Source organism: Pseudomonas sp. PDM01, assembly GCF_014852325.1.
GTDB classification, from domain to species: Bacteria; Pseudomonadota; Gammaproteobacteria; order Pseudomonadales; family Pseudomonadaceae; genus Aquipseudomonas; species Aquipseudomonas migulae.
Genome location: NZ_JACVBK010000004.1, coordinates 278,520 through 297,493, shown reverse-complemented (window position 1 = coordinate 297,493; position 18,974 = coordinate 278,520). Strand labels below are relative to the sequence as shown.

At 54.9% G+C, this 18,974-nt stretch carries 10 protein-coding genes; 4 read left to right on the top strand and 6 right to left on the bottom strand.

Going from position 1 to position 18,974, the window contains the following annotated elements; translation table 11 throughout:
* Positions 1–106 precede the first annotated feature (106 nt).
* The 3 genes from IB246_RS12160 to IB246_RS12150 all read left to right on the top strand — a co-directional run bounded on the left by IB246_RS12160 (position 107) and on the right by IB246_RS12150 (position 10,569).
* On the top strand, positions 107–5,266 hold the full coding sequence (locus IB246_RS12160; RefSeq protein ID WP_008041955.1) for a Tc toxin subunit A: 5,160 nt from the start codon (positions 107–109) through the stop codon (positions 5,264–5,266).
* A 119-nt stretch (positions 5,267–5,385) separates the two neighbouring features.
* Positions 5,386–9,963: a neuraminidase-like domain-containing protein gene (locus IB246_RS12155; protein ID WP_008041954.1), complete on the top strand. Its 4,578-nt coding sequence runs from the start codon at positions 5,386–5,388 to the stop codon at positions 9,961–9,963.
* A 66-nt stretch (positions 9,964–10,029) separates the two neighbouring features.
* Positions 10,030–10,569 (top strand): hypothetical protein, encoded by a 540-nt coding sequence (locus IB246_RS12150; protein ID WP_008041953.1) that lies wholly within the window; start codon positions 10,030–10,032, stop codon positions 10,567–10,569.
* A 66-nt stretch (positions 10,570–10,635) separates the two neighbouring features.
* Here IB246_RS12150 and IB246_RS12145 read toward each other — a convergent pair whose 3' ends face one another.
* Genes IB246_RS12145 through IB246_RS12120 form a run of 6 tightly spaced genes read right to left on the bottom strand, consistent with a single transcriptional unit; the run spans position 10,636 to position 17,355 of the window.
* Positions 10,636–11,967, bottom strand: coding sequence for a DUF58 domain-containing protein (locus tag IB246_RS12145; protein ID WP_008041952.1), 1,332 nt, complete (start codon positions 11,965–11,967; stop codon positions 10,636–10,638).
* Positions 11,964–12,965, bottom strand: coding sequence for an AAA family ATPase (locus tag IB246_RS12140; RefSeq protein WP_008041951.1), 1,002 nt, complete (start codon positions 12,963–12,965; stop codon positions 11,964–11,966). The genes IB246_RS12145 and IB246_RS12140 overlap by 4 nt, the downstream gene beginning before the upstream one ends.
* A complete protein-coding gene (locus tag IB246_RS12135) occupies positions 12,962–14,125 on the bottom strand; it encodes a DUF4350 domain-containing protein (protein WP_008041950.1) in 1,164 nt (387 codons plus the stop codon). The genes IB246_RS12140 and IB246_RS12135 overlap by 4 nt, the downstream gene beginning before the upstream one ends.
* Complete coding sequence (locus tag IB246_RS12130; protein ID WP_008041939.1) at positions 14,122–15,669, bottom strand: DUF4129 domain-containing protein; 1,548 nt, start codon at positions 15,667–15,669, stop codon at positions 14,122–14,124. The genes IB246_RS12135 and IB246_RS12130 overlap by 4 nt, the downstream gene beginning before the upstream one ends.
* On the bottom strand, positions 15,656–16,633 hold the full coding sequence (locus IB246_RS12125; protein ID WP_008041937.1) for a stage II sporulation protein M: 978 nt from the start codon (positions 16,631–16,633) through the stop codon (positions 15,656–15,658). The genes IB246_RS12130 and IB246_RS12125 overlap by 14 nt, the downstream gene beginning before the upstream one ends.
* Positions 16,630–17,355: an RDD family protein gene (locus IB246_RS12120; RefSeq protein WP_008041935.1), complete on the bottom strand. Its 726-nt coding sequence runs from the start codon at positions 17,353–17,355 to the stop codon at positions 16,630–16,632. Before IB246_RS12120 ends, IB246_RS12125 begins: the two co-directional genes overlap by 4 nt.
* Before the next feature lie 184 nt (positions 17,356–17,539).
* Between IB246_RS12120 and sbcB the strand changes: the two genes are divergently transcribed.
* Positions 17,540–18,970 (top strand): exodeoxyribonuclease I, encoded by a 1,431-nt coding sequence (sbcB, locus tag IB246_RS12115; RefSeq protein WP_008041932.1) that lies wholly within the window; start codon positions 17,540–17,542, stop codon positions 18,968–18,970.
* Positions 18,971–18,974: the final 4 nt, after the last annotated feature.

Genomic DNA, 18,974 nt, shown 5'->3' with positions numbered 1-18,974 from the left:
AACAGGTAGAAGTCGCGGCACACGCAGCGTAAAAAACAACTCAAGACGACAACAGATTTGCCTTTCGCATTCCGTTCCTCCCAGCCTCGATCGCAGGAGAAGTTCAATGAGTAATAACCATTCCAACCCTGCCCTTGAGCAGCTTTTCAGACTTACTCTTGACACTGACGAACCCTCGGTAATGAGTCGGTGCCAGGGTTTCATTCAGGAAGGTGGGACGGTATTCGACCTATTGGACATGGGGTCACAGGGCATTGTAAAAAAGTTCGATGTGCACTTACAGGACGTCCATGGATTCCTGAAACAGGCCACTGTCCTGGCGGTCCATGCTGCTCGCGAATTCAGTGAGCATCAGTTGGTTCTTCAAGGCCCGTCCAATCCGCTCCACTATACGGGGATCAAGCCGCCAGGAGACTCGCCGACATTCGATGATCTGTTCAAGCCTGACTGGGAAAACTGCACGCCTTCGCAAAGTCCGGATGCACATAATGGCCCGTGCGCTTATCTGGTCAGGTTGTATGAGTTGGCCCGTCAGCTGGAAGCTGCTGCGGGTGGCACTCCAATTAAAATCAGCAGTCGCAGGCCGGATATCGGCACTATGCGGCTCGACCCGACAAGCCTGTATCAGGTCAAACGAACGATCTCGATCGTCAACGAAGTCATGGAATCAATCATTGAAGCCTCTGTTCCGCTTCAAGCTGATCATGTGGTTGATGATTTGATGCTGGAGTCGCGGTACCCGTTCCCCAGTATGCCGTTCGAGTGGTACTTCGTGCAGTGGAGTCAGGTGCTCCAGCAATTCAATATAATGTTGGGTGAGGTGGTGCGGACCATTGATCCATCAGCTCCGTATTTCAAACAGAAAGGCGCGCACGGGGCGTCTTCCGATGTGGCACTGCGTCAATCCAGTTGCGTGGGCCCTGTGGGGCAGCTATTGCTGACAGAGAATTTCAAGTTTCCCCAGACCAAACCTTCCGAAAATGATGATGCAGCGCCTGATGCTGGCAAGCAGCGAAAGATAACGCTGGGTACACCGTATGAGGATTTCATAAAAGAGAATTTCGACACAACCCCTTCAGACCTACTGGACTCAGTGCACTTTTGCCATAAAACGTCCATTGATGCCGAGGCGTTGACTGCCTTCCTTTCAATCGAAAACTACGTAACCAATCGATCAAAAAATCAGACAATCCTGACCAATCCATCCTTCGGGTCCGCGCAATTTGGTTCTGTCTTCATCAATGATGGCCAGGATCCTGCCTTGGGTTTGAGTCCTGCAGTAAAAGGTTCGACCCGTCAGTTGATCAATACCCGCGAAAATCGCCTGGAACGCATCAACCGAATGTTGCGTCTGGCACGTTGGCTGAAGTTGTCCCACCAACAGTGCGATCAACTGGTGGTTGCCGCCAACAGGGCCGAGCAACGACTGGACTTGCAAAGTAGCGCTGATCCGAAACCCAAGCCATTGCGGATTACCAACAATACGCTACGGGCGATTGGACTGTTTCAGGAGTTCCATAAGGAGTTCAAATGTACGGTTGAAGAATTCACAGCGATGATTGACGAAGTGTCCCTGTTTGGTACTGGAAAGGCACTCGCTCAGTTCGACTCTATTTTTAACGAAAAGGCTTACTTTGATGCTCCGTTGATAGTTGACGATGGTGCTTTTTTTATCGATGCGCAGACGCGTGCGGACAGGCGCACCGTCGATCAAATATGCAGTGCTTTGGGGCTGAACCAGGAAGCCTGGCGTTACTTGGCTCGAGTGGTTGCCAAAGGGCACAATTTGACCACGCAGTTAAAGCGCAGTCTGCCCGTTCTTTCATCGCTCTATCGCATTGTGAAGTTGGCTTCTTTACTGAAAGTTACCCCAATTGAAATGGTCGCGTTGCTCGAAACCCTCAGTGATCGTGGTGCGGGCGGGGTACTTCAGAAAGTCACCGGAGAGGCGCGTATCTCGGTAAGTGGGATCACGGGAGATGGTGACATTTTAAGCGTGATGCGAGCCGCAGCAGATTGTGTGCAATGGTGCCGGGAGAATGATCTGAGCGTGCTCTTTGTCGTTCAAATGGTGTCACCTCTGACACCACCGCAATTGCCTACCGCAGCCGAAACAAGTTTGCTTGAGACTTTACATAAACGTTTGCAGCCAGTGTTGTTCACAGAAGACAAATTACTGGAAGCCGGTGTCCCTACTAGCCAGAATTTATACTATGCAGGTTGGCTGGATTTACTGAAAGAATTGGTCGACGCCCGCGGATTGGTGATGGCTTCTGCAGCTAATGACGGGGAGGAATACGAGAGGCTTGCCCGCGCAGAAATCGAATTCGCGGTGAGTGAAGAAAAACTTCATCGTGATGAAGCCGAACGTGTGGTGTCGATCATTTTGGCCATACTGCTGCAAATCCAGGCTGCCCAAAGTGCCGTGGTACAGGAAACGTTGTCCGTCTATCTGGATTGTTCTCAGGACTTGACGTTGCCACTGCTCAAGTGGGTGAGTCAGGGTGGCGTTCCGCTCTTGCTCACGGAGGCAGCACGAGCCTTGAATGCCGTGACTTCAGGTGCCGATAAAGTCAGGATCGGTGACGAGGTATTGTCGTTGCTGGCGCATTTGATGCGTCGCGCGGCAGTTGTTAAAAAACTGGACTTGAGCTCGGCGATGCTGGTCACGCTGACCACCCGTGAAAACTGGAAATGGTTCGGTCTTCTGCAAGCCAAGGACCTGACGCTGCACACGATGTACAAACTAACGTTGTATCGGCGTGCAGTGATTCATACCGAGCAACCTGCCGAACGATTGCTGGACTATTTAAAGCTGGTCAACAGTTTGCCGAGTATTTTGACCGCCGAAGATCTGCGGCTGATTCGCGACTCTGCTGCAACTCAGCTGGCCCATGTGTTGAGGTGGGGGGTAAGGGAAGTTCTCGAATGTATCCTGTTTCTTCTTCCTGCCAGACCGGTTGTTCAAAGTTTTGATGTTTTGGATACGTTGCTGCGTATTCGCGGTCTGGCTGCGCGCAGCGGCCTCGATGCGAAGGCCATCATCAAGCTGGGCGAGCTAACGCCTGACAGTGGCAAGACTGCTTATCGCGCTGCGGCAGAACACATGATGGAGTCCTTGTCCGAAACCTCGGTCAAGGGTGACGACCAGTCGTTTGGCGAGTTGGGGCAAAGCAATACTGCAGAGATCAACTGTATCGGTACTCCGCTTATTGCCAATGCCGGTGAGCAGGTAGCCTTGATCGAGTTGAAAGTGCGTGACTTGACCGATAAACCTTATGTAAATCTCACCGTGAGATGGAGCTGCGATCGGCCAGGTTTGCTCGATGAAGAATCCTTTACTGATCAAGACGGACGTGCCGTGGCGCGGTTCAAGGCTGGCAGCTGGATGGGAGTCGCGCATGTGAAAGCCGTCTATGGCTTGCAACAGGTAGCGATTGCCGAAGTCGTGATCGATTGTGATGAGCGATCGCTAGGGTTTGATCTGGACAGCCTTCGCGTTGACACCAGAGACTATCTGGCGGGTGGCGTTGACTTCATCCCTGTCGAAGTGAAGTTGGTAGATGATCACTCCAATCCCGGTGTCGGTCGTACTGTGGAGTTTGGCGGTCTGGGCATCCTAGCCGATAAGTTGTCGGCGACAACGGATGACAAAGGGATTGCCAGGGTGCGCGTCACAAGTATGGAACCCATTGAGAAAGCGACGTTGCTTGTTCGTTACAGCACGCTCAGCCCGAAACTGATACGCAATCTAACGTTCGTTGGTCTGCCTTCCATCAGATTGTTGGTGGCAGAAAGCATGGCCGTAAGAGGGATGGAACTGATCCTGCGATGCCATGTGATTTTGTTAAGTGGAGCCGTCGCGCCCGATGTCGATGTAACGCTCAAGTACGGGGGCAAGACTCTTGGCCCATTCAAGACTGATGCAAACGGAGTGGTTCGGTTCACCGTGCCCGGGTTTGAAGCATCAGGCATGCAAACATTCACCGCCGCGGTCGGAGCAAGTGAACAAGCCTTGAAACTCTACGTGGCCGATGGCGCAGTAATACACGGCCAGGCGACGGATTATCTCTATCCGGTAGCCGGAAAAGAGTCCTCTACTTTGCTGTGGGTGAAAGTGCTTGAGAAAGCGGATAATCAGGCCCGTCCTGTGCCCAATTGTTCAATTGCATGGACGGTAGAACCGATCAATGAACCTGAAGCTGGGCGTTGGGCCTCTACCATTATCTTGACGGATGAGAATGGGCGCTCTGCCTATCCGTTTGAAGCCAAGGAGCCGGGAAAATACAAGGTCACCGCGCAGCGCACGGACAAAGTTGAAGAAACCGTTTCGTTCTTGCTGGATGTAGTGCCCGCCATTGACTGGCGTTATGAGTGGGTCGATCTAAGTCAGTCTGATAAACCTTGCCTGGAGGCGCCTCTGTTGTTTGTCAGAGGTCATGAATACCGCCTTGATATTCACTTGCCAAAAGACGTGGACCTTGAAAATGCCCGCGCGATGCTGAGTTGGAGTGGCGATTTTTCCGCCAAGGCACTGGGCTTGAATTTCACACCCCTGACAGGCGCATACGTACAGATCAAACCCGATGACCTGATGCTCAGCTGGCTGATCAAGTGTGCTGATGAACGCAACGGCAGTTTCAAACTGACGTTCTTCTGCAACCGCCTTAACCAGCGTCTGGAACTACCGGGGCGCCTGGATGCTCCGCCTCCTGTCCTGACCTATCCAGAAGATGGGGACCAGGCGGTTGAAGTCCAGCCACTGCTGACCGGCTTTGGTAGTGCCTACGCGGAAATAAATGTATTTGAAGGGCGGAACAGTAACACGCGCCTCGCTCAAACCAGTGTGAATGCCCAGGGTGGTTGGTCGGTGAGGCTGGCAGAACCGGTACTTCTTGATTCCCATGTGTTCTCGGTAATGCAACGTCATTTCGATGGAAGTACAGCTTGGGCGCCGGACGCGCATGTCAAGGTGACGAACTTCATCGATAAACCACACATCATCAGTCCGCTGATGAACGCCAAGGTAGGGCCTTCGTCCTGGGTTGATGGGGTGGGCTTGCCTGGGGCGGAAATCCGATTGTTGAGTAATGTGGGTGACGTTGAAGTTGCCAAAGGCATTGTCGCTAAGGACGGTCATTTCAGGGTGCAGTTTTCTCCGCCGCTCGAGAGTGGGGTACTAACGTTCAAAGCGGTATTGGGTGTGAGTGGTGAAACGTCGGAATACTTGAAAGATTATGTTGTAGAGGTGGTTGATCGAGGTTGATCAAGCTGCTGCGATATTGTGTGGCCTGAATTAGGGTAATTGATTAATGGTATTCAACTGAATGCTGCGGTAGCGTTTTTTTCAAATTCCGAAGAAGGTATTTCGAAAGGGATTATAAAATGGAAAAGTCCATTATTGGTGTGCTTGATGAGTATCGCAGCGAAGCGCTGGCCGACTTTTATCGTGCAAAGGTGGCCCCCGCAAAACCTGAAATTCCAGAGCTGTCTTCGCTTGAAGATCTGTTTCAATACTTGTTGCTGGATACTCAAGTCAGCTCATTAGTGGACTCGTCCCGAGTGGCTGAAGCCATTGCTGCAATGCAGGTCTATATTGGCGCTATTTACTGTGGTATGGAGCCCGGCCACCAAAGGGACTTTTCCAAGGAAGAGTTGGAAGCCTGGCATAAGCGTTATTGCAATATTAGTGATTGGGCGGGTTACTCAACTCTTGAGTATTATGCAGAGAACTATATAAATCCGGTGATGCGCCTGAATAAAACTGCTTCCTTCAAAGCTCTGGAAGACGATCTTGCACAAGCCAGTGTGAGTAATACGGCTGTGCAGAAGGCCCTTTATGAACACCTTAAAAGGTTTGTGGAGACCTGCAATCTCGATCTGATATCTGCTTATATAGATGAAACCGAAGATGGCAGCGAGCAGTTCAAGAACGCGGTGTATTATTTTTTAGGTCGTCGTCGGGAAGAACCCTGCGGTTATTATTGGCGTAAGGCAACTGTTGAGCTAAAACAGGAAAGCAAGTATCTGCATCCGGCATGCTGGAGTGAATGGCTGCCTATTGATCTACCGCTAGGCCCTGACGTATTGGCCATCCGGCCTGTTTATTTTGCTGGACGGTTGATGGTCGTGTATGTCGAGGGCATTCGTGATCCGGATCTGCACTTTGAGAACGGTACAGTCGCTCCGGGTCAGTGGCATCTGGAAATGAAACTGTCCCAGCTGGCGATCAATGGCCGTTGGTCACTTCCCATCAGTCTCGGAAAAAAGGACTTCTCGGTTGTACCCAAGGATTCCGCACGTCTGCTGGCGGTCACTTTTGGAGGGGCGCGCAAATACGTGGATGATGTATTAGCCGTTTGCTTTACGACAACGGATGTACCCATCGAGTCGTCGAAGGACGCCATGTGGAGGGCTGACGAAGAGAAGCCCGGGTGGATGTTTGCGTCATTGAACTCAAGGTTCGAACCGCAAGATGCTCAGGAGGAAAGTCTCGAAGTATTGATCAATGGGCGATTTGCGAATCCCATGGCATTGCAGCATCAGTTGCACATCAACGAGCGTTCCCTCGTACGCCAGTCGCTTGTTCCGGCATCGGTGTCCACAACAGGTGACTCCACACAGGAAGGATTAATCAGTAAGTACATATCGACCAATATAAGTTTAAAAAGTCGATTGAATATAGTCGGTGGGGAGGAGGTGATTACTAATGTGTTGCAGGTCCAGGGTGTGTGTGAAGTTGATAGACCTGACTATACGTTGAATCATTTGGTGTTTGCTAATAGTGCACATGTCCTGTCATTGATGACCTATTTTGAGCTTTCAAAAGTCGGGGCGAAAGGCATCAAGCTGACTTGCCATCATCAGGGTAAGATAGGCTTTAGTTTTTCTTTGCATTTAGAGAATGAAGGTGCGGAGACCGCCGATGTACTGGTATCGATTACCGAGGCTGATTTTGTCAGTACGGCGTTTGGCGTTAAGTTGATAAAAGATATTACGCTGACTCATGCTCAACTGGAAAGACTATGGATGCTGTCATCCAGTAGCGTTCGTAGCGGCGCTGGATTTTTTATCGCTTATGGTTCGTCCAGCGCTGCCAATGAGGTGTTTTTAGGCAATTCCGTTAATAGGTTGGAGGTGCAAAAGAAACCAGAGACAGCGCAGATGGAGCTGAAAATAATTGATGGAGGCATTATTGCGGCGGATACCTGGAAAGGCACCGTTGAATTGAGTGGTTGGGGGCAGTCTGGTTGGATTGAACATGGCTGGACAGGTAATCCTGTCAACAAGAGCTTCGACATAGTATGGGGAAGCAGCGACGAAGAGTATGGTCGCAATCGTTATAAGCTGGAAGTGTTGCAAGTGCCAAATACCAGTCCTGTGCCATTGATCAGCAAGCAGGGTTCCGGAGGGCAGTTTCTGGACCTGCGGCCATTGGGTACCGAGTTGAAATGGGTCCAGCTTAACTCTACCTTTGGCGATAAACTTGTCGCTAAAGCGGCGATTTCCATTGACGAAGTATTGTCCAGATCCACCCAGTTTACTCACGAGCCCGCGCCTTGGGAGTCGCCCGATAAGGCACCGAATCCATTGACCATTCCTATGGACTTCAACAGTGCCCATGGCATGTTTTATTGGGAGTTATTTTTTCACCTGCCGTTTTTGATCGCCTATCGACTGGCTGAAGAGCGCAACTATCGAGAGTCACAAAACTGGTATCACTACATTTTTAATCCACAGCTGCGGGAGAACCGTCCTGGCGCAATGGTTAACAATGAGCGTTATTGGCTCTGTCGGCCTTTGCTGGAATCGGGTGATATCAGTTTTGTTGCCAAAGACTTGGTGGACCCCGATGCCATCGCTTTTGCAAAACGCATTCATTACCGTAAAGCGATTTTTATCGCTTATGTACGGTGCATCATTGCCCATGCCGATTCGCTTTACCGGCATTTGACCCGCGACAGTCTGGCGGCGGCAAAACTGCAGTATATCCGTGCTCTGTTTCTGATGGGTGATGCTCCCAAAGCGAAGGCTATGAGCCATTGGGAACCGACTAGTGTGGACAAGATTCTTGCCCGTCGCCAGGCCGGCACTCACAGTGCATTGGAAAATTTCAGTCGTACCCTGGACGTACAGGTGGCGAATTTGCCGGCCCGAATTTCCGGGTTAACTGACTTTTCAATTATTAGAAAAGATGTTTTCCGCCCCACAGCCAATGAAGATGTACTGGGTATCTGGAAATACATCGACAACTGCCTTAGCAATATGCGCAATAACTTGACGATTGATGGCAAACAGTCGTCTATCCCTCTATTTGCTGCACCGACAGACCCGAAGAAGTTGCTTCAAGCTCAGGCAGGTGGATCGTCCGGTGCATCCCGTAGTGCGGGGGGCTGGCGCAATATTCCGCACTATCGGTTCCGGGTCATGTTGAGCACGGCCCAAAACGCAGTGCAAACACTCATCGGTTTTGGCCGCGAAGTCCGACAATGCATGGAAGCACGTGACCGAAGTTTGCTCGAGGAGCAGTTGCAAAAGCAGCAAATTGAACTGGGCGCCTACGCCAGGGCGATCCAACAGGAGTCGCTGAAACAACAGGAAGAGTCGCTGAAGTCGCTGCAGGAAAGCAAGAAAGTGATTGATGGGCGCATCGATCATTATCGCCAGTTGCTTGATCAGAACGTGTCTGCGGGGGAAGTAGCTGCGCTTGAGGACCAAATGGCAGCCAGGACTGATATGAGCGATGCGAGCCAGGCTTACGTCGCAGAAGGCTACGCTAATAATGCGCCGAATATGGTGATCATGGGCTTTGCTGCGGGTACCGGCGGCATCATATTCGGCAGTTCATTTCGAGCAATGGGACTATTGCTGGGAGGCGCGGCGGAAAAAGAACTGATTGCCGCGGACAGGTCAGCAACCAGCTCTCACTATGGACGCAGATCGGAAGAGTGGGGACTGGCGCTCAATCAAGGTGAACGTGAAATGCAAGTATTGGACGCGCAAATAGCAGCACAGATGCATGCGGTCTATGCTGCGCGAGCCAGCCTGGAACATGCTGAAAGAGCCAACGCTCATGCTCAGGATGTGTACTCGTTCTATAAAACCCGTTCAACCAATGTCGAACTGTACCGCTGGCTATTGAGCCAGATGGCTGTGCTGTACTTCCAGGCATACGATGCAGTCGCCGGATTGTGCCTGAGTGCCGAAACCGGTTTTCAGTACGAAATGGGCGACTTCGATTCGCAGATCATTCGCCCCAATATGTGGATGGATAACTACTACGGCTTGTGCGCTGGCGAGTCCATGCTGTTTGACTTGATGTCGCTTGAGAAGGAGTTCCTCAGTCGAAACGAGCGTCGCCTGGAATTGATCAAGACAGTTTCTCTGCGTCAGCTGTTTGAAGCGGGCGAATTTATTAAGCCGAAAAAAGACTGGGATAACGTACTTAAAGGAATAAAAGAGACAGGGAAATTCGACTTTGAATTTACCCAGCAATTATTTGACTGCGATTATCCAGGGCACTACTGTCGCCAGATTGTCAGCGTTTCGATAACTCTCCCGGTTGTACTTGGCCCTTACAGGGATGTATGCGCAACACTGACGCAAATCGCCAGTACCACGGTGCTTAAACCAGACATTGGGATACTCGATTACTTTTATGGCGACAAGGATCAAATGCCGCCACCGTATGTTCTTTTAAATCTGCGCAGCCATCAACAAATAGGCGTCAGCCGCGGAATTGAGGATGCCGGTTTGCATCAAATGATGTTTGGTGATGAGCGCTATTTGCCCTTTGAGGGGACAGGTGCGGTATCCAGATGGCAACTGCACTTTACACGGCACGACACGCGACAGAAGGCCTTGATTGACAGCTTGACAGATATCATTGTCGAGGTTCGTTATCTGGCGAAGGCGGGAGGAAACGACTACACAAATGCTGTGATGGACCTGTTGCCCGGCTGAGTGGCCCTATCAAATTCGAAGCGTTTCGAATACTACAACAGCAGCTAACAGAGAAAGGTGAGCATCATGAGTGAAGAAAAAATCCGTGGTCGCAATCTGGTAAAAAGTGGAAGGTTTCCTAGTGGCTGGGACACGAATTGGCAACGCGTTGGTAATGGCGGCGGGGAGGGGTGGTATGAAAGTATTTTGTACGGAAACTTTTTGATGCTGAACGGGAAAAGAGTCTACTCGCAGTCTGTTTCAACGGCATCCTTTACGGAGTCGCAATTTTCGCAAGTGGAGTATTTGTTGGGCTTTCAATATGAAAACAAGGGTGATGGTCCAGGCTCGAAAGTTATTCTAATGTTCAGTAACGGTACAGAGGATCCGATTGATTTAAGTGGGAAGAAAAAAAACTTGTTGGATGACGAAAGCTGGAATCCTTATCTAAGGCACACCCTCACTGTACTTCAGTCTGATCAATCTGTTGATCTTCAGATTCATGGTGCCGACATTACGGGGGCAAGAGGATTGCGGACTACCGATTTTGATATTCAAATCGAGCTGCCTCCATTGGAGTTAAAGAGTCTCACCGTAGATAACGTTGAGTATCGGAGACTGGACTGATATATCGATATGAGTGATATTCGCCCATTTGCCCAAGCGAAAATGTCATTACCGAATTGGCAGCAGTCAAGGAGCTCCACTGCGTTTCCAGGCCAGGTAATGTGTCACCAATTCTGGTCCCAGCTCTCTGGGGCGGACATCTTTTACTGGAACTCCATGGGCGACCAAGCGCTCATGGAGCTCTGCTCGTGAATTCAAATAGTCAACTGTTCCGCTGTAGTTCAGCGCTTCTGACAAGGTTTGCACTGTCATTTGTCGTGCGGTGTCGAGCACCTCTTCGCGCATGCTTGCTATTAATACGCGGTGCTGCTTGCTCAGCTGTTGAACAGCGCTTATCAGCTCCTCATCGTCTTCATCCCGCAGGTTAGTGACCAAAATCACCAATCCTCGGCGTTTCTGTCGGGCCAGCAGTTGAGTAGCAGCGGCCTGATAGTCAGCGCTGCGTTGAGTGCTGTTCAGGTCGTAGACCGTGTTGAGCAATACGTTGAGCTGACCGGCACCTTTAACCGGTGCGAGATAACGCGGTTGATCGCTGGCAAAGGTACTCAGACCCACCGCATCACCCTGACGCAACGCCACGTAACTCAACAGCAAACACGCATTCAGCGCATGATCGAAATGCGCCAGTTCGCCATCATGACTGCGCATATGCCTTCCGCAATCGAGCATGAAGATAATCTGCTGATCGCGCTCGTCCTGATACTCCCGGGCAATCGGTGTGCGTTGCCGGGCGGTGGCTTTCCAGTCGATCTGGCGCAGGCTGTCGCCTTCGCGAAATTCCCGTAACTGATGAAACTCCATACCCAGGCCACGTCGTTGTCGTTGGCGTACGCCGAGCTGGCTGAGCCAGTTGTCCACCGCCAGCAGTTGGCCGCCGTAGAGGCGGGCGAAGTCGGGGTAGACGCGGGTGTGGTCGGTGACGCTCAGAAGCCGTTTGCCGGACCACAGGCCCAATGGGCTGGGCAGGTTGATTTCGCAGTGATCGAAGCTGAAGTGGCCACGTTTGAGCGGGCGCAGGCGATAGCCGACCTGGCTGTGCTGGCCGGGCTGAAGTTCGACTGACAGGGGGAGGTTTTCGAAGTTCAGGCCGTCGGGGACGTGGTCGAAAATCTGGACCGTCAGTGGTTGGGGAAAGTTGTGCTCAACGTCCAGTCGGACTTCGCTCCAGCGACCGAGGGCCAGGCTGCCGGGCATTTGTCGTGTTATCCGGGGCGAGTGCAGGCGTGTGAGGCGGGCAGCATCGAGTATTGCCAGGGCCAGTAGCGCCAGCAATAAACCCCACTGGATCGACAACAGGCTTGAGGGCAGCGCAATGTCCAGTGCGCGCAAGGTGCCCAGCACGATGCCGATGGCCAGCAGGATTGCGAGCCAGATCAGCAACAAACGCGAGGGTTTCACAGACGTGGCGCCGGCACTTGATCGAGCAGTTGCCGCAGCACGTGATCGACCTCCAGCCCTTCGATATCCAGCTCTGGCGCAATGCGTACGCGATGGCGCAACACCGCCAGCGCGCAGCCCTTGATGTCATCCGGAATCACGAACTCACCGCCGCGCAACAAGGCCCGTGCCCGAGCGCAGCGCACCAGCGCGATGGAGGCCCGAGGCCCGGCGCCGAGGGTCAGGCCGGGCCAGCTGCGGGTGGTGCGGGCCAGGCGTACGGCATAGTCGAGGACCTGATCGTCCAGGGGCAAATCACTGGCGATGCGTTGCAAGGCCAGCACGTCCTTGGCTTGCAACACGGTGCGCAGTGGTTGCACATCGAGCATGTCGGCCCGGGTAGAACGGCTGACCTGACGCACCATGTTCAGCTCTTGCTCGGCGTCGGGGTAGTCCATGCGTACCTTGAGCATGAAACGGTCGAGCTCGGCTTCCGGCAGCGGATAAGTGCCTTCCTGTTCGATGGGGTTTTGCGTGGCGAGCACCATGAACGGTTGCGCGATGGGCAGGGCGCGGCCTTCGAGGGTGACTTGTCGTTCCTGCATGGCTTCGAGCAGCGCCGCCTGGGTTTTCGCCGGGGCGCGGTTGATTTCGTCGGCGAGCAACAGGTTGGTGAACAATGGCCCTTTGCGCAGTTTGAATTGCTCGGTTTGCAGGTCGTACACCGCGTGGCCGGTGACATCGCTGGGCATCAGGTCCGGGGTGAACTGAATGCGCGCGAATTCGCCACCGAAGCAGCGGGCGAGGGCGCGCACCAACAAGGTCTTGCCCAGCCCCGGCACGCCTTCGAGCAGCACATGACCGCCGGCAATCAACGCGGTGAGTACGTCATCGATCACCGTGTTCTGGCCGATCACGGCTTTTTGCAATTCAACTCTTATCGCTTGGGCCAGATAACTGGCGCGCTGGCGTTGCTGCTCGGCATGGCTAGGCGCGCCGGGCTCGATCTGTTCACTCATAAGGCGTTCCTCAAGGTTTGCAGGTGGGCGACCTGACGGCTGAATTCAACGCTGGACAGCCGTTGCTTCGGTCGCGGGCTCATGGCCTGGCTGATAGCGCGTGTGGGTTGGCCGGTCAGGTGTGCGAGCACCAGCCATTGTTCGGCGACGCCGAGTTGATCAAAACCGGGATGACGGCGCCGTACCCGGCGCAGGATGTCTTGCTGCAAGGCTTGCAGCAGACTGTCCTGACCGCTGCGGCGCAAGATGAAATCGGCGCTGGCACGCAGGTGTTCCTGAAGTTGTCGACGGGCTCTCGGCGCCGGTTCAATCAATGGACCGTGGCGCACACCGACATGCCAGAGGCCAAGGCCGATCAGGGCAATGAGCGCGACCAATGCCTGGGGGAAATAACGCAGCAACAAGGTCAGCAAGCTGTCGTGATCGGTGTTGAACAGCAGCGTCACCTGGGTGTCCGCGGTCAGGTACCAGAGCAGCCAGGCATTGTCGTACTCGTCGATGGCCGGGGTTTTCCACAGGTCGGCGTCGGTGACCACAATGATCGAGCCGAGCCCTTGGTTGAGCTGCATCATGTGCGTGGCCTTGCCGCTGTTGGCCCAGGCTTGCGCGAGATTGTTCGGGTCTTCGAGATGGAACGCGGTATCGAAGGTGGCGTAGGCCGGGGCGTCTTCATCCTCAAGATACAGTTTGGTCAGGTTGGGGTAAGGATCCTCACCGGTAGCGGGTGGCGGGTCCTTGAGGTCTTTACTCAGTGACTGGTGCACCTGCACCCGGTCGAGCAGCAGGTCATTGCTTTGGCCGGTTTTTTCATCCCACAGTGATTCGGCGATGAACAACAGGCGCCCACCGGCGCGGGTCCAGTTCATCACTTGGTCAATCTGCCGTGGCGTCATGTTTTGCCGGTCGCCGAGCAACAAAAGGCTGTGCTGGCGCGGGTCCAGCGTCGGCAGCACGTCGAGGCTGTTGGCATGGCCGACGGTAAGGCCCTGTTTGCGCAGGAAGTGTTCGGCGGCCAGATAAGGGTTGGCCTGGGCTTCGGGCGAAGGGCCGTGATCGATGTCTGCCTGATAGGGCGTTGCCTTGAAAAACAGATAAACACTCAGCGCAGCCAATAGCACCGCGATGAACACGCCGACCGCCAGCCAGAGACGCCGGTTCAATGCGCCGCTCCCGGGCCGAACAGCGCCCGCCAGCCATCACAGAGTTCCTGTTGCACCTGCGCGGGGGGCAGGCGATGCCCGTAGGCCATGTTCTGCCAGTGCCCCGTCAGTTTTTTGCTGAAAGTCAGCAGCGCGGGTTGCTGCAGGTGTTCAACGCGCTCCAGCACCTCGCCCTCGGTGTCGGCCGGTTTCAGCGCCATGTTGTAGTCGTGCAGCAAGTGACTGAGCAGGGCGCGATAAAGCAATCCGAGAGCTTCACGCGGGTTGGTTTGCCAGAGGCTTTCCGCACTGGCGGCGATGTCGGCAGGCAGGGTTTCACGGTTGAGATCCAGGCCGAATGCTTGCTGTGGCAGCGGCCGTGCAACTTTGCGCGGCAACCTCGGTCGGCGACTGACGAACGCCTGCAACCAGTCGCGGTAACGCCAGATCAACAAACTGATGACCCCGATCACCGTACCCCACAGCAGCACTTCAATCAGGGTGGCCAATGCACCGAAACGCTGGTTATCCAGCAACTTGAGCAGCGCCTTCAGCCACTCGGGGGCCTTGCCATCGTCCGGTGTTTCGGCGGCGGGTTTGTCTTCGCCGCCAAAACGATAGCGGGTGACCGTTTCCTTGTTCTTGAATGGTGGCTGATCGAGGATCGCCTTGATGCTGTCCCGGGACGCCTGGCTGGTCAGAGGCTGGTCCAGCAGACGCGGGCTGTCCGGTGAGATCGCGGGCTCGGCGGCCCACACGGTTTGCGCCGCTGGCATCAGCAAAAATGCCGCCAGCAGCAGGGTGACGGCGGTACTGCTCAAGCGTTGGCGCAGACGACGGAACACCAGCTCGATATCCCAGGCCTCCAGCACCGTGCGCCGGTTCAGATAAAGGCTGAAGCCGCAGGCCACGTAAACCGGTTCCCACACCACGAGCACCAACACGTAAAACACGTTGGTCAGGTGTTCCAGCCAGCGCCAGTCTTGTGTGGCGGCGGACAGCAGCGTTTGCCAGCTCCAGTCCAATTCAACCTGTTGCGGCAGGAACAGATAAAACAGCACCATCAAGCCGACCCACAGTGCACTTTCCAGATGTACGCCGATGATCGTCAGCCAGCGCGCTGCGCCGCCGTCGCGTTGCAACAGCACCTGCAAGCGCTGTTGCCGCGCTTGCCCACTCAGGCCTTCGAGTTGCACCACCGGCATCAGGAAACTGCGACTCAGACTCAAGCGTCGCCAGGTGAGGCTGGCGAGCAATTGTGGCTTGAGCAGTCGCGGCCATTGGCGCAGCGCCTGTTTCAAGGTGGGTGTTTCACCGAACATGGCTTTGGACAGGATGTACAGCGGCAGGCGTTCGAACGCCGGTTTCAGCCACCAGAAAATGAAGGCGGCGAGGGACGGTGAATCCCACAACAACAAGGTGAGCAAGGCGAAAACCGGCAAGGTCACCATGGCCCAACTGGTCATCAACAGGCGTCGGTGCCGCTGGCTCAGCAGGACGCCGAGGTCCATGGCTTCCCAGGTTGTTCGAGGGCGGATCACCACGGTCGCGTCACTCAGGCGCATGACGAGTCCGTCCGGCAAACAGCAGATACATTGCTACCAAAAACCACAGCATCGCGCCGACCAGATACTTGGTCATCGGCGCCGGCCCGGTCATGGATGACCAGTAGGCTTCGATAAATGCAGCGATCAACAGAAACAGCATGACCCCGCAAATCAGTAATACGCTTTTGCGCGCCGCGACTCGCAACGCTTCGGCGCGTGGCAGGCGCCCCGGTGCGATCAATGCCCAGCCCAGTTGCAGGCCGGCGGCACCCGCCAGGGCAATGGCGCTGAGTTCGAAAGCACCGTGGCCGATCACGAACGACCAGAAGGTTTGCCCGTAGCCGATCTGTGTCAGGTGCCCGGCCACCGCGCCGATCATCAAGCCATTGAAGAACAGGAAAAACGCGCTGCCCAGGCCAAACAGCAAACCGCTGGCGAACGTCTGAAAAGCGATGCCGATGTTGTGCATGATGTAGAAGCCGAACATCATCCAGTCTTCACTGGCCGCCCGTTCCGCCGAGCGACCCAGGTGTCCGGCGTTGGGGTCGTACATGCTTTGCATGTCGCTGACCTGTTGCGCCGGGATCAGGTTGTAGACCAGGTCCGGGAACAGATACACCAACAGTGCGAAGCCGATCAGGCTGCCGAAAAACATCAGGCTGGCGGCCAGCACGAAGCGCCACTGTTCGCGCACCAGCCGCGGAAAATCCGCGAGGATGAAGCCGAGCACATTGGCACCCAGGCGGCTGCGATGTCGATAAAGTTGTTGATGGCCGCGCAGGACCTGTTGCTGCAACGAGTCGATCAGGAAACTGCTGTATCCACGTTCCTGAGCCAGCGCCAGGTGCTGGCATAGCCGACGATAGTCTTTCGCAAAACTGGCGACACGTGAGGTGTCTTTGTTGCGCTCCAGCCTGTCGAGCATGAGGGAAAACTGCGCCCATTCAGCCTTGTGGCGATTCTCGAAAAGACTTTGCTTCATGCGGGGCCCAACAAGCCGCGGGCGATGCCGTTGAGTTCCGACACCGCCCGTGGCGCTGGGACGTTCAACGGTTGGGCGAGGATAGAGGCAAGTTCATTGACCCGCGCTTCGGAGAGTTCACCCTGGCGTTCGGCAAACCCTAGGATGGCGCGTTGCTCGGTCAGCGTCATGGCGAAGGCCGGACGTCGCGGTTCGGCGTCGGGCACTTGCGGTCGGGTGAGCGGCTGTTCGCGGTAGATGACCAGCGTGCCGGCGGCCAGGTCGCCGAGGCGTTTGAAGCTGGGGTGTTGCAGGCAACTGATGGCGCCGAGGAAGTAGCCGAACGGCAACAAATCGACAAATCGCAGCAGGTTGCGCAACAGCGAAGCGGACCAGCCGATCGGCGTGCCGTCATCCTGCACCACCCGCAGGCCCATCCATTGCTTGCCCGGCGAGCGTCCCTGATTGAGCACTTCGAACAACACCATGTACCACCAGCTCACTGCGAACAGCAGGATCGAGCCCAGCCCGGCGCCGAGTTTCCCCAGAAACGCGAGGACGATAAACAGCAGACCCAGAATCAGCCCGCGAAGCCCGAGGTCGATGGAGAACGCCAGCGCACGGACCATCAACCCGGCCGGGCGCAGTGGCAAGTCGATGCCTTCCGGCGTTTCAACCTGATACCGCGTATCCAGTGGCGGGGACAGCGTCGCTTTCCTTTGCAGTGCTGTGGTCTCGAGCATGGGCAACCTGATGATGTGGCCTGATCGGGATTCTCTGTGCGTCCGATGCTAGCAGCCTCACGGGGGGAAACGACATAACTATGTATTGCACGGTGCGTGGTCAGAGGTGATTGAATGCAAGATTACTGGCCGGGGCGGGATGTGAACGCCTAGACTTCGCCGATCTTCAGTTCAGGAATAGCCCGTGACCTCGATCTTCTGGTACGACTATGAAACCACCGGCATCAACCCGCGTTGCGACCGTCCACTGCAAGTGGCGGGGCTGCGCACTGACTTTGATCTCAATGTCATAGACGAGCCGGTCAATCTTTATTGCCAGCCCAGTGAAGACATCCTGCCGCATCCGGCGGCCTGCGCGATCACCGGCATCACGCCGGGCCAACTGACCGAACACGGTTTGAGCGAAGCCGATTTCATGACGCGGGTTCACGCGCAACTGGCGGCACCGGGCACTTGTGGCGCGGGTTACAACACCTTGCGTTTCGACGACGAGATGACTCGTTACAGCCTGTACCGAAATTTCTTCGACCCCTATGCCCGCGAGTGGCAGGGCGGTAACAGTCGCTGGGACCTGATCGATGTGGTGCGTGCGGCGTATGCCTTGCGGCCCGATGGCCTGGTTTGGCCGACGGACGACGAAGGACGGGTGACGCTCAAACTCGAACGCCTGACCGCCGCCAACGGCATCGATCACGGCAATGCTCACGAGGCGCTGTCGGACGTTCGCGCGACCATCGCACTGGCACGGCTGATCCGGGAAAAACAGCCGAAGCTCTACGACTGGCTTTTTCAGTTGCGCAGCAAACAAAAGGTGATGGATCAGATTCGGCTGTTACAGCCGATGGTGCACATTTCCGGGCGCTTTTCGGCGGCACGCAGTTATGTCGGCGTGGTGTTGCCGCTGGCCTGGCATCCGCGCAACAAGAACGCGCTAATTGTTTGTGACCTGCACTTGGATCCCCAAGGATTGCTCGACCTGGATGCCGAGACCTTGCGCCAGCGTTTGTATACCCGTCGCGATGAACTGGCCGAAGGCGAACTGCCGGTGCCGCTCAAACTCATCCACATCAACAAATGCCCGGTGGTGGCGCCGTTGTCGGTGCTTCGTCCCGATGATCAGCAACGACTGGGGCTGGATATGGCGCTTTATCAGGAACGCACGCTGCGACTAAGTGCCGCACAAACAATTTGGCGAGATAAAGTTCAGGCCATTTATGCCCGAGAGGATTTCGCCCAGAGCCAAGACCCTGAACAACAGTTATACGATGGTTTTATCGGTGATCGGGACCGGCGTCTTTGTGAGCAAGTCCGGGCGGCTGACCCGGCGCAATTAGCGCAAGAGCAATGGCCTTTCGATGATGAACGTTTGCCTGAATTATTGTTTCGATATCGCGCACGTAACTTTCCCGAAACGTTGAGTTTCGAAGAGCAAGAACGCTGGCGAGTATTCTGTCAGCAACGTTTGTCAGCGCCCGAGTGCGGGGCACCCAATACCCTGGAAGCATTTGTAGAAGCTGCAGCCCAATTGAACATTACTGCGACGCCATTCCAGCAAGAGGTGCTCAATGAGTGGAACAATTATGTCCAGGCATTGCGCAAACGTTTGAATCTTTGAAAAT